Here is a 12,304-nt window from a genome sequence, read left to right as displayed (position 1 = left end):
GCGCCCCGGCTTTCGTTCGGAATTTACCGCTGTCGATTGCCGGGATGCTTGTCATTGTGGGTTTTACGTTCACCCCGATCAGCAACAAGCCTGGGTGTTATACTTGTGCGGCCTCCCCTTGTCAACACATAAATTCAGGCCAAAACAGATTTTGTTTTGGCTTGAGCCCATGCCTGTCTTATGGTATCGTCTAACCAAATGTTTTATTGAATTATTCTTCAATCTATCACCGTGGTTTCGTTATGACTGTAAAACGCGATCGATTCGATTTTGACATCGGACACATCACCAAGAGCCCCTGTCTCACGTGTCCTTCCCGGTTCAAGTTCCCCAAGTGCCTGGACCGCTGTGAAATTCTGGATGAACTCAGAACCATTCTGGCACGCGGGGTCTCCAGTTCCTATTCATCGTGTGACCCTTAATATATATAGGATCCTATCCATTACCCCTGAGCAGCTCATCGAGCATCAGGTCAAGACTTTGTTGCCAGGGCGTTGGCCTGATCCCGAAGGCCCGGTTGATTTTTTCACAGTCCAGAGCCGAGTAGACCGGGCGCTTCGCCCGGGTCGGATAGTCCGCCGTTGTGATGGCCGTAAGTTCTCTGAGTTTCAATGGGATGTACGTTTCGGCACGTTCAAAAACGGCCCGTGCGAAACCGTACCAGCTCGTCACCCCGTCTCCACAATAATGATAGGTCCCCCACGGGACATCCCTCTGTTCGAGAATTCTGAGGACCATGACGGCGAGGGCCCGGGCCAGATCCCTGGCCCAGGTGGGGCACCCGTACTGATCATCGACCACACGAATCGTCGGGTTCTCTTTGCCGAGGCGCAGCATGGTTTTGACGAAGTTCTGACCATGAACCCCGTATACCCAGGATGTCCGCACGATGAGATGACGATCAAGATAGGTCCGGACCTCATTCTCTCCTTGTGCCTTGCTCAATCCGTATACCCCGATGGGCCGGATCGGATCCTCTTCGACGTAAGGCCGCCTTGAGGTTCCATCGAACACGTAATCCGTCGACACATGAACCAGAGGGATCCCCGCTGACGCACAGGCCTGGGCCAATCGCGAGGGGCCCTCTCGATTGACATTGAACGCGGCTTCCTGTTGGGTTTCGGCCTGATCGACCGCCGTAAACGCCGATGCGTTGATCACCGCCGACGGTGTTTCCCGGTCGATGATCTCGCTGATCCGGCGGGCATCACACACATCATGATGCGGAAGATCAAGGCCCAGGGCTGAAATACCGTGAGCCTTAAAAACCCTGGTCAGCTCCCAACCCAGCTGCCCCGCCGAACCGTAAATCAAAAGCGTGGTCATGGATATCTCCTTGTGAGCATGACGCCTGTCATTTCACTGAATAGACGGGCAGAGATTCTATCCCAATGGCCTTTAAGACAGGGGCGATCCGATCTTTGTCCGACAAAATCGGTTTTTCTTCGGGCCAGGCGATGCCAAGGTCCGGATCCGACCAGAGCAGGCTGTACTCATCCCCGGGGGCATAATAGTCGCTGCATTTGTAATGAAACAAAGCCGTTTCACTTGTAACGACAAAGCCGTGGGCGAATCCTTGGGGAATGTAGAGCTGGCGGCGGTTTTCTTCGGATAACATCACACCGGCCCAGCACCCGAACTGCGGCGAACCCCTACGGATATCCACCGCCACGTCAAACACTTCCCCTTTGAGGACCTGAACCAGTTTGGCCTGGGGATGATCAAGCTGATAATGAAGCCCCCGCAGAATACCCCGCCTGGAGAGGGACACATTGTCCTGAACGAATGCAACGGAGATGCCCAGATCGCTGTATCGTTTCCTGCTGTAGCTTTCCATAAAAAAGCCGCGATGGTCCCCGAACACATCCGGTTCGATGATCAGAACACCGTCAAGATCGGTTGTCACAATCTTCATAGAGGCATTTTCCCATAGTTCAGAATGTCCATCAGATACTTGCCGTATCCGTTTTTCATCAATGGCCGGGCCAATTTTTCGAGCTGGTCCGCGTCGATGTAATTTTTGGAATAGGCGATTTCCTCGATGCACGCCACCTTGAGCCCCTGACGTTCCTCGATGGTTTCGATGAAATTGGAGGCCTGCATCAGACTGGCATGGGTGCCGGTGTCCAGCCAGGCCGTTCCGCGACCGAGCTTTTCCACATAAAGCTCACCCCGGGCCAGATAGGCCGTGTTGATATCGGTGATCTCATATTCTCCGCGCCGTGAGGGTTTGAGGCCGGCCGCGATGTCCAGCACCGCGTTGTCGTAAAAGTACAGACCGGTGACCGCCCAGTTCGATCGGGGCGACTGGGGCTTCTCCTCGATATCCACGGCCCGGCCGTCCGCATCGAAGGTGACGACGCCATAGCGTTCCGGGTCCTTGACCCAGTACCCGAACACCGTGGCCCCCGAAGGCCTCAGTGCCGCGTGTTCGATCTGACTGGTCAGACCGTGACCGTAAAAAATGTTGTCGCCGAGAATCAGGCAGACCGAATCGCTGCCCACAAACTCCCGGCCCAGGGTAAACGCCTGGGCCAACCCTTCGGGCCTCGGCTGTTCGCAATAAGAAAACGACAGCCCCCACTGTTCGCCGGTTCCAAGAAGGTCTTTAAACCGGGGCAGATCCATGGGCGTCGAGATCACGAGAATCTCCCGGATTCCGGCAAGCATCAGCACCGACAGGGGGTAGAAGATCATGGGTTTGTCGTAAACGGGCAGCAGTTGCTTGCTGACCACCTGAGTGATGGGGTAAAGACGGGTCCCGGATCCCCCGGCAAGGATGATGCCTTTCATGATTCTATCCCCTTTCGACTCTGATAGTTCTGTTCCACCCACCGCAGGTAATCCCCGCTCCTCACGGAATTCACCCAGTCCATATGATCGAGGTACCAGTCCACGGTTTGTTCGATGGCATCCTCAAATGCATAAGAAGGCGTCCATCCCAGCTCGCGTTTGATTTTTGAGGCATCGATGGCGTAACGACGGTCATGGCCCGGGCGATCCTCGACAAACCGGATCAGACGCTCGCTTGCCCGATTTCCGCTCCGCCCCAGCCGACGATCCATGATCCGGCACAGCAGGCGGACAATATCAATGTTCTTCGCCTCGGCATTCCCGCCGATGTTGTACGATTCTCCCGGTCTTCCCCCGTCGAACACCTTCAGGATCGCCTCGCAGTGATCGGCCACGTAGAGCCAGTCCCGGACATTTAGGCCGTCGCCGTAAACCGGCAAGGGTTTCTCCTCAAGAATATTCAGGATCATCAGCGGGATCAGTTTTTCCGGAAACTGGTAAGGACCGTAGTTGTTCGAACAGTTGGTCACCAGAACGGGCAGGCCGTAGGTCCGGTAAAAGGATTTGGCCACATGATCCGACGCCGCCTTGGACGCCGAATAGGGGCTCGAGGGATCATAGGGGGTGGTTTCGGTGAAAAAGCCCTCGGGTCCCAGGCTTCCGTAAACTTCATCGGTGGAGATATGGACGAACCGAAAATCCTTGGCGCTGTTCTTCCGAAAATGGCCGAGGGCGGCCTCGAGCAGCGTAAACGTCCCGTTGACATTGGTTTCGATAAAGGCCCGTGGACCGACGATGGACCGGTCCACGTGGGACTCGGCCGCAAAGTGGATCACTCCGTCGACATCATGGACGTCAAACAGTGCCGACACAGCGTCCCGGTCGCAGATATCCGCCCGGACCAGAGTATGCCGCCGTTTTGCGTCATCGGACAGATCATCGAAATTGGCGGGATTGCCCGCATAGGTCAGGGCATCGAGATTCACGATGGCCCAGTCCGTTCGTTCCATCAGGGCATGCCGGATAAAATTGGTTCCGATGAACCCCGCGCCGCCGGTGACCAGTATGGTTTTCATAGACAACTCTCGCGATTGATCCGCATCCGGCAGGTCCTGCCGTCAGGAATCCGTGTGTGTTTGTGGAGGCTCTGCCCGCCTGGATCCCGGGCGTGATCAGACAACGGCCCTCACCTTACAATCTTTGGCCGACCAATTCAAGCCCCTGACTCATCGACCGTAACGCGGATTCTAATACCGTATTTGCGCATGCGGCCCCTTAAGGTGGACGGATTCATGCCCAGTCGCCCGGCCGCACCGTACCTGCCGTCGATTCGCCCCTCACAAAGGATCAGGGCGTCTTTGATGTGCCGGATCACCATCTGGTCCATGGTGGGGAAATCGCCCGCAACAGACGGACTTGGCCCGAAATCCGTGCCCGCGGGCTGCCGGACCAGGGTATCAAAGGTCAGAGCCCCGCCCTTTCCCACGATCAGACCCCGTTCGATCACGTTCTGAAGTTCTCGAATGTTTCCGGGCCAGTCGTAAGCCATCAGCTGGTCCCTGGCCTGGACGGACAACTCAAGGCTCGGCAGGTTCATCTCCCGGGACTTGCGTTCGGCGAACCAGTGGGCCATGGCGGGAATATCTTCCTTTCGGTCCCTGAGCGGGGGGATGCGTATGGGAAACACGTTAAGCCTGAACCACAGGTCTTCCCTGAACTGCCGTTTCTGAACCATGGCCAGAAGGTTCCGGTTGGTGGCGGCAATGACCCGGACATCGGCCGGAATGGCCCGGCTTCCGCCCACCCGTTGAAATTCCATGGTCTGAAGCACCCGGAGGAACTTCACCTGGGAGGCCAGGGGCAGCTCGCCGATCTCGTCAAGAAAGATCGTGCCTCCGGAGGCCTGCTCGAAATATCCCCGTTTCATGCCGACCGCCCCGGTGAACGCGCCTTTTTCATGCCCGAACAGTTCACTTTCGATGAGGGATTCGGGAATGGCGCCGCAGTTGATACATATAAAGGGGCCGTCTTTGCGGGTGGATTCCTGGTGGATGGCATGGGCCACCAGCTCCTTGCCCACGCCGGTTTCTCCGGTGATCAGGACGGGACTGTGGGTGGGCGCCACATAACGAACCAGTTCCAGCACCTCTTTCAGACCGGTTTCCGCGCCGATGATCTGATGGTTTTTCACATGACCCAATCGCTTTCGAAGCTCGTCTTTTTCCAACGCCAGCCGCTCGTTTTCACAGACAATATTCCTATGGTTCACCAGATTCAAGACGGCCCCGGTCAGAGCACCGTCGAGCAATTTGAGCCGCGCGCGATGCTCGTCATTATACCGGTCCTTTCCACGGGCCACCATGGCAAATCCGCCTGCCAGAGGCATACCGATGTCCAGAACAATGCCCAGAGCCGAAAATTCCTCATGATCCTCGATCAAGGGCTTGCTGGTGTTTCGCCTGAAATGGGTAAAAATCTCCTGAATCATGTCACTGCCGGACTTGGTGTAGGTCCGGACGCTGCCCAGAGCATGCTCCCGAATTTCTTTTTTCGCCCGCTGGGACATCTTGATCTGCTCATCGATCAGAATCCCCCGCTTCTCCGTGGCCAGGGCCAGATAGCGAAAGGTATCCTGGGAAATATCGTAGATGAACATGTGTGCCAGGTCCATGGGGAAGAACGCCTTGAAATAATGAAAGGTCGAAAAGAGTGTCTTTTCAATGGTCAGGCTGCTGAACAGGCAATGGGTGGCCTCACGGATAAATCGATCGTCGTTCATGGCAATGTTCTCCGGATGAATCGCTATAAGCCGTCATATTTGACGAAACTTTCAAAACCGAGGTTATTCATGCCATATTTGGCGGATTCCGGCAAGGGCCGAGCGGTCATCTCCGGACAAAACACGCCGTTTCACCTCCGGCACACATTGTGAATGAAAACTATCGATCAGGACGCGACGGCGGTGGCCGCACGGTTTTTCCGGCCGCCCCCTCCGATACTCACCGCATAGAAAAGGGGAACCACCATGGCAAAAAAACAGGTCAGCATGAAAAACCTCCGCTTTCTTTTGAACGAGGTTTTCAAGGTTACCGATCTGAACCGGTCGCCGTATTTTGGGCACCACAACGCCACCACCTACAAAATGGTCCTTGACGAAGCGGCCAAGCTGGGTGATAAACTTCTTTATCCGATTTTTGAAGAGATGGACCGAAATCCGCCGGAGCTGGTGGACGGGGTGGTCCGGGTTCACCCGTCCACCAAAAAAATAATCCGGGAATTCGGGGCCAACGGCTGGATTTCCGCCATCTTTCCCGAATCCCTCGGCGGCGACCAGCTTCCCATGACCGTGGCCAACGCCTGCAACTTCGTCTTTGCCGCAGCCAATTATTCGGCCAGTGTCTACATGGGGCTCAGTGCCGGGGCGGTCAACCTGATCCTGACCTTCGGAGACGACACGCTGAAAAAAACCTATGCCGACAACATGATCAAGGGCCTCTGGCAGGGAACCATGGCCCTCACCGAACCCCAGGCGGGCAGTTCCCTGGCCGACATCACGACCACCGCAAGGCCCGACGGCAACGGCGGCTACACCCTGACCGGCCAGAAGATTTTCATCTCCGCCGGAGACCATGACGCCGTGGACAACGTGATCCATCTGGTGCTGGCCAAAATCGATGGTGCGCCGGCCGGGGTCAAGGGGATCTCGCTGTTTGTGGTTCCCAAAAAACGCCCGGACGATGACGGCAAGCTGGTGGACAACGATGTGACGGTGACCCAGGTCTTCCATAAAATGGGCTACCGGGGAGCACCGATCACCGAGCTGTCCTTCGGTGAAAAAGGCGACTGTCGTGCCTTTCTGGTGGGCGAGCCGAACCGGGGACTGGCCTACATGTTCCAGATGATGAACGAAGCCCGCCTGGGTGTGGGCCTGGGCGCCACCGCCATCGCCTCGGCGGCCTACTATGCGGCCCTGGACTATACCCAGAACCGCTGCCAGGGCCGGAAACTGTCGGCCAAGGATCCGATGTCTCCCCAGATCCCCCTGATCGAGCATGCCGACATCAAGCGCATGCTTCTGTTTCAGCGGGCCGTGGTCGAAGGGTCACTTGCCCTGATTCTCCAGTTGAGCTACTACGAAGACATGAAGCACGTCTGTCCGCCCGAGGAAAAGGAGCACTATCATCTGCTGCTGGATCTTCTGACCCCGGTGGCCAAGTCCTACCCGGCGGAAATGGGCATCCTCGCCACAAGCCAGAGCATCCAGTGTTTCGGCGGATACGGATACTGCGAGGACTTCCCGGTGGAACAGCATTTCAGGGACATGCGTATCCACACCATCCACGAGGGCACCACCGGTATTCAGGGCATGGACCTTCTGGGCCGGAAGGTGGTGATGCACAACGGCAAGGCCTTCTTCCTGTTTATGGAGGAAGTCCGAAAAACCATCGCCGAAGCCCGGTTCAACACGACGACCGAACCCCAGGCCCAGGCACTGGAAGAGGCCCTTGCCTCGCTGGAAAAGGTCACGTCCCACCTGATCGTCCAGGCCCAGACCCAGGGGCCGGAAACCATGCTTGCCGATGCGGTGCTTTACCTGGAACTGTTCGGCATTATCACCATGGCCTGGCAGTGGCTGAACCAGGCGCTGGTCGTCCAGTCGGCCCTGGCCGGCAGCCTGTCCAAGGCCGACCGGGCGTTTTACGAGGGCAAGCAATGCACCTTCCGGTACTTTTTCGCCTACGAGCTTCCGAAAACCCTGGGACTGGCCCGACGCTTGACCGACAACGACCCCGTGACCCTTTCCATGACGGCGGACGGGTTTAACGACTGATGGCTTCGTAAATAGCCCGATTTCTGCGTTGCGCGTCATCCCTCGTCACTGCGGAGTACCCCAAGTACGCCTCATTCCTCGGGATTCGCGACGCCTTGAACTCGAACTTTTTTCTTTGCCATCATTTGATGACTTTTTACGAGTTCATCAACGACTGATCGATAAAAACACGCAACAGGTGGACGGCACCTGCGCGGCCAAGCCTCGCGCCGGTCCGTCCCAACCATCAACCCGTTTTATCAAAAACAACCAAGAGGACACCATGAATCGACTGCTATTCAGACAGGAAGGACGACTGGCCTATCTTACCTTGAACCGACCGGACAAGTACAACGCCTTTGACATCGAAATGGTCGACGAATTCGAAAGCTTTCTCCGGGAACGCATGTACGACGACAGCATCGGCGTGATCATCCTGGACGGCGGCACGGCCAAGGGATTTTGCGCCGGGCTCGACATGGAGAGTTACGGTCCGGCCATCCTGGCCATGAAACCCGTGGAGGCCTACAACGCCCAGGCCCGGATGTCCCGACTGTTTCTTGCCATGCGACGGATTCCCCAGCCCATCATCACCTGCGTGCACGGTGCGGCGGCGGGCATCGGCTTTTCCCTGACCATGGCCTCGGACATCCGGATCATCAGCGAAAACGCCCGGTTTTCCGCCGCCTACATCAACATCGGCCTCGGCGGGGCCGACATGGCCTCCAGCTATTTTCTGCCGCGGCTGATCGGCTCGGGACGTGCCAACGAATATCTTCTGACCGGCAACTGGATGAATTCGGAAGACGCCGTGAATCTGGGATTCGCCAGCCGCAGATTGCCCCAGGACCAGATGATGGCCGCCGCCGAAGAACTGGCCATGACCATGCTCAGCAAGAACCCCATGGGCATCCGCATGACCAAGGAGGCCATCAACGCCAACATCGACGCCGGCGGCATGGAAGCCTGCCTTCAGATGGAAGACCGGAATCAGATGATGATTGCCTACTCCTACAGAATGTCATAATATCACGGCTCCACGGAGCGAGAGACGCTTCGTGGAGTTTTTTCACGGTCATACCTTATATATAGGGACGTCAAACGCCATGCACCCGTTCACACCTCCCCGACTGTTTCGAAACAGACACCTTCAGTCCATCGCAGCATCCGTTAAACTGCGGCGTCCGCTGGTTCGCAAACGGGCCAGGGCCCTGCTCCGACAGAGCCGGGAAGTACTGGTCGATGGCGGCGACGGCGTCCGGCTCCAAGGTTTTTATTCGTCCCACCGGGACCGGCCCCGTGATCTGGTGATCCTGCTTCACGGCTGGGAGGGCAGCAGCGACTCCATGTACCTTCTCTCGGCGGCGGGCCATCTGTTCAACCGTGGGTTCGATGTGTTCCGTCTGAACATGCGGGACCACGGAACCAGTCATCATCTGAACCAGGGCCTGTTCAACTCCTGCCTGATCGACGAGGTGCTTCATGCCGTCGGCCGGATTCAGGCCGAGTTTGCCGGGGGTCAGAAAACCTTTCTCTGCGGGTTTTCTCTGGGCGGAAATTTCGCCCTGCGCATCGCGGCCCGGGCCCCCCGGGCCGGATTCACCCTTGACCGCGTGGCGGCAATCTGCCCGGTACTCCATCCCCCCGCCACCATGGACGCCCTTGAAAACGGTTTTTTTGTGTACAACACCTACTTTCTCCGGAAATGGAAAAAATCCCTGCTCAAGAAAAAAGCCCTGTTCCCGGACATCTATGATTTCGATGATCCGAACGTGTTCAAAAGCCTGGGGACCATGACCGAATATTTCGTCACCCGCTACACCCATTTTGAAGACGCCGACACCTACCTGAACGGCTACTCGCTGACGGGGGACGCGCTCCGCGACCTGACCGTTCCGGCCCACATCATCTCAAGCCTGGACGACCCGGTGATTCCTTACCGGGATCTGGAACGCCTGGCCAGACCGTCGAGCCTCTCCGTGACCCTCACGCCCTTCGGCGGTCACTGCGGGTTCATCACCGGAGCCTCGATGAAAAGCTGGGTCGACGGGGTTCTGGCCGATCTTTTCTCCGGGGTGGCGGGCTGACGTTTTCCCGGATCATCCAAAGGGTTCGCTCTTACGCTTGCCTTCCGTTTTTCCTCACCATATGCACAGCGATGCATTCCGCAAGATTTTTGGGCTTTATCGGTTTGGTCAGATAGTCGTCCATGCCGGCGGAAAAACATTTTTCCCTGTCCCCTGTCATGGCGTGGGCGGTCATGGCGATGATAGGAACATCATGGACCCGCACAGACGAGTTCGGATCACGTATGATTTGAGTTGCCCGAAGCCCATCCATGACGGGCATCTGAACATCCATAAGTATGAGATCGAACGTCTTTTCGGCCAGGACAGCGACCGCCTGACTTCCGTCACAGACCGTTTCGCTTGTATGCCCGAGTTTTTTAACCAGTATTTCCGCCAATCGTCTGTTGGCGGCATTATCTTCCACAATGAGAATATGAAAAGGCGTCCGTTCGTCCAACTCGCGCACATCAGGCAAAAAACTCCCCCCGGTGTCATGCTCCGGCGTTTCATCGGCAACCGGCTGAGAGACGGGAAACGACAGCGTAATCCGAAACTCCGTCCCCTGGCCCGGCAGGCTGGAAAGACCGATCGTCCCCCCCATACGCTCAACAAGAAATTTTGAAATCGCAAGGCCCAGACCCATCCCCCCGTATTTCCGGGACATGGACACATCCACCTGAAAAAAAGGATTGAAGAGGCGTTCCATTTTGTCAGGGGGAATGCCAATGCCCGTATCACGGACAAAAAAGGTTATGACCTCGAAGGTCTCCCGGATTTCTTCGGGGACAAGACGGATCGAAACGGACCCTTTTTCCGTAAACTTGACGGCATTGCCCGCAATATTCAAAAGGACCTGCTTCAGTCGATCGGCATCTCCCGTGACCGTCGTTACGATATCCGGATGGATGTGATATGAAAAATCGATCTGCTTCTCCCGGGCTCTGTTTTGTAACATGAAATACACGCCCTCGAGTACGTCATTCAGATCAAAGGTCAGGTGTTCGATATAAAGCTGGCCCGATTCTATCTTGGACAGGTCCAGGATGTCATTGACAATGGTAAGCAGAAGCGATGACGAGGACCGTATAATATGAACATACTCTTTCTGACTGTCATCAAGGGCGGTTTCCCGGATCAGCTCCGTCATTCCGATGACCCCGTTAAGCGGGGTTCTGAGTTCATGACTCATATTGGCAATAAACTGATTCTTGGCTCGAATCGCCCCTTCCGCCGCATCCTTGAGCATTTCGATGGTATCAAACGCCTTGGAAAACCGTATTGAAATCACAAAGGCCTGGGAGAGCAACAGGGCAAACATGCCAAACGGAACAAAAAAACGGGTCTGAATCACGTTATTCTGATGGAGAATATCATTGATCACGGTGGCAAAAAGCACCAGAAAGCCGATAAGTAAGGCGATGGCCCCGGCCCGATTGCGAATGACGGCCATCACGATAACGTAGAGGGTGTAAGACGAGAAAATCACGGTTGCGATCTGAAACATGACAAGCGGACGCCCATACACAAGAGGAGGCGTTGCAATGACGAAAAACGTATAGCCCAGTGCGACCCCCACGATGAGAGTATGACATTTTTTATTGAACTCGGCCGGAAAGACCCTGTGGATAAACGAAAAAAACACGGCAACGGCAAGGGTAAACGTGAGATATTCGATTTTGTGAAAAGCCGTCCAGTCAAATGACGGCCACAGACTGAGAACGTACCGTTCATGGGTGAAAACGATCCGGACGGCGATCAAAAAACAAAGCATGGAAAAATAAAAGGGTGACCGGGACTGGGGCCTTAGAACAAACAGCCAGAAATGGTACAAACCCATAAAAAAAACGGCTCCGAAAATCAAAAATTCAAGGCTGTTCCGTCTTTCCCGGATGTCACGGAGATCGCTTTCCCGGCCCAGACTTACAGAATCCCAGATGCCCCCGTTCATCTCATGAAAATTGGCCACATCGATACACACCTCCATGTCGCAACATGATTCGGAATCAATACGAATGATTTGGGGTTTGTACTGGGGCCGGGTCGACTGTTTATCGGTTCCGGGGACCCCGGCCCGGCCGAGCGTTACCCCGTTGACACGGCATGAAAAGGCACTTCCGATATTTTTAATATGCAGAGCCATGGGAACGGGCTGGGGTCGCGCACGAACGGTGAGGCGATACGTCCCATAGCCCCCCGTTCCGGTCCTGCCCCAGTTCCCGGGGACGGCAATCAGCATCTTCTTGTTTTGAAGCTCGGGATGACCTTTGTCCCAAAAGGCATTTCTGTAGAATTCCCACTGACCGTCCAGCGCCACGGGGCCCCGGGCCTGAAAATCATAATCCCGCAGATCCATAACCCCGCCTTCGGCCCGGGGAGCCCTGTTCATCGCGTCATAAGGCCGGCTACATCCCCATAACAAACATAAAAGACAAACAGTCAACATTCTGAGCATAGCCGTCATAAGTCTCTATCACCATGAATGACATACGAATGAATCGCCCTGATATGAAAAAATACGCGAAAACACACGGCATGCCCTCTTGCAACTGCCTGACCGGAGGATTCATGACCGCCGTTCACGCGAAATCAGGAAAAGGCCGAATGAACACAGGTAAACACACGTTATGGTACT

Annotated in this window: 9 protein-coding genes; 3 read left to right on the top strand and 6 right to left on the bottom strand. The window is 55.8% G+C overall.

The window, feature by feature from the left end; translation table 11 throughout:
- Positions 1-435: 435 nt before the first annotated feature.
- The 5 genes from rfbD to ACYQ11_RS08300 form a co-directional block, all read right to left on the bottom strand.
- Positions 436-1,326, bottom strand: a complete 891-nt coding sequence (rfbD, locus tag ACYQ11_RS08320) for a dTDP-4-dehydrorhamnose reductase (RefSeq protein WP_459923314.1) — start codon at positions 1,324-1,326, stop codon at positions 436-438.
- A 28-nt stretch (positions 1,327-1,354) separates the two neighbouring features.
- Complete coding sequence (gene rfbC, locus ACYQ11_RS08315) at positions 1,355-1,915, bottom strand: dTDP-4-dehydrorhamnose 3,5-epimerase (RefSeq protein ID WP_459923313.1); 561 nt, start codon at positions 1,913-1,915, stop codon at positions 1,355-1,357.
- Positions 1,912-2,793, bottom strand: coding sequence for a glucose-1-phosphate thymidylyltransferase RfbA (gene rfbA, locus ACYQ11_RS08310; protein ID WP_459923312.1), 882 nt, complete (start codon positions 2,791-2,793; stop codon positions 1,912-1,914). The genes rfbC and rfbA overlap by 4 nt, the downstream gene beginning before the upstream one ends.
- Positions 2,790-3,869 (bottom strand): dTDP-glucose 4,6-dehydratase, encoded by a 1,080-nt coding sequence (rfbB, locus tag ACYQ11_RS08305; protein ID WP_459923311.1) that lies wholly within the window; start codon positions 3,867-3,869, stop codon positions 2,790-2,792. The genes rfbA and rfbB overlap by 4 nt, the downstream gene beginning before the upstream one ends.
- A 137-nt stretch (positions 3,870-4,006) precedes the next feature.
- Complete coding sequence (locus ACYQ11_RS08300) at positions 4,007-5,572, bottom strand: sigma-54 interaction domain-containing protein (RefSeq protein ID WP_459923310.1); 1,566 nt, start codon at positions 5,570-5,572, stop codon at positions 4,007-4,009.
- A gap of 246 nt (positions 5,573-5,818) precedes the next feature.
- Between ACYQ11_RS08300 and ACYQ11_RS08295 the strand changes: the two genes are divergently transcribed.
- The 3 genes from ACYQ11_RS08295 (at position 5,819) to ACYQ11_RS08285 (ending at position 9,690) form a co-directional block, all read left to right on the top strand.
- Positions 5,819-7,624, top strand: a complete 1,806-nt coding sequence (locus tag ACYQ11_RS08295) for an acyl-CoA dehydrogenase family protein (RefSeq protein WP_459923309.1) — start codon at positions 5,819-5,821, stop codon at positions 7,622-7,624.
- Positions 7,625-7,886: 262 nt separating this feature from the next.
- Positions 7,887-8,630 carry an enoyl-CoA hydratase/isomerase family protein gene (locus ACYQ11_RS08290; protein WP_459923308.1) on the top strand — a complete coding sequence of 248 codons (744 nt, stop codon included), beginning with the start codon at positions 7,887-7,889 and terminating at the stop codon, positions 8,628-8,630.
- Between the two features lie 79 nt (positions 8,631-8,709).
- Positions 8,710-9,690, top strand: a complete 981-nt coding sequence (locus ACYQ11_RS08285) for a YheT family hydrolase (RefSeq protein WP_459923307.1) — start codon at positions 8,710-8,712, stop codon at positions 9,688-9,690.
- A gap of 31 nt (positions 9,691-9,721) precedes the next feature.
- Here ACYQ11_RS08285 and ACYQ11_RS08280 read toward each other — a convergent pair whose 3' ends face one another.
- Positions 9,722-12,025: an ATP-binding protein gene (locus tag ACYQ11_RS08280; protein ID WP_459923306.1), complete on the bottom strand. Its 2,304-nt coding sequence runs from the start codon at positions 12,023-12,025 to the stop codon at positions 9,722-9,724.
- Between the last annotated feature and the right edge of the window lie 279 nt (positions 12,026-12,304).

Source organism: Desulfatiferula olefinivorans, assembly GCF_054657895.1.
The sequence above is the reverse complement of the archived record's forward strand: the minus strand, read 5'-3'. Positions and strand labels throughout refer to the sequence as shown.

What these genes read in the sequence shown, in the direction of transcription:
- ACYQ11_RS08290 (WP_459923308.1), top strand. Translation starts at nt 7,887, where the DNA reads ATGAATCGACTGCTATTCAGACAGGAAGGACGACTGGCCTATCTTACC.
- rfbA (WP_459923312.1), bottom strand. Translation starts at nt 2,793, where the DNA reads ATGAAAGGCATCATCCTTGCCGGGGGATCCGGGACCCGTCTTTACCCC.
- rfbD (WP_459923314.1), bottom strand. Translation starts at nt 1,326, where the DNA reads ATGACCACGCTTTTGATTTACGGTTCGGCGGGGCAGCTGGGTTGGGAG.
- ACYQ11_RS08280 (WP_459923306.1), bottom strand. Translation starts at nt 12,025, where the DNA reads ATGGATCTGCGGGATTATGATTTTCAGGCCCGGGGCCCCGTGGCGCTG.
- rfbB (WP_459923311.1), bottom strand. Translation starts at nt 3,869, where the DNA reads ATGAAAACCATACTGGTCACCGGCGGCGCGGGGTTCATCGGAACCAAT.
- ACYQ11_RS08300 (WP_459923310.1), bottom strand. Translation starts at nt 5,572, where the DNA reads ATGAACGACGATCGATTTATCCGTGAGGCCACCCATTGCCTGTTCAGC.
- ACYQ11_RS08295 (WP_459923309.1), top strand. Translation starts at nt 5,819, where the DNA reads ATGGCAAAAAAACAGGTCAGCATGAAAAACCTCCGCTTTCTTTTGAAC.
- rfbC (WP_459923313.1), bottom strand. Translation starts at nt 1,915, where the DNA reads ATGAAGATTGTGACAACCGATCTTGACGGTGTTCTGATCATCGAACCG.
- ACYQ11_RS08285 (WP_459923307.1), top strand. Translation starts at nt 8,710, where the DNA reads ATGCACCCGTTCACACCTCCCCGACTGTTTCGAAACAGACACCTTCAG.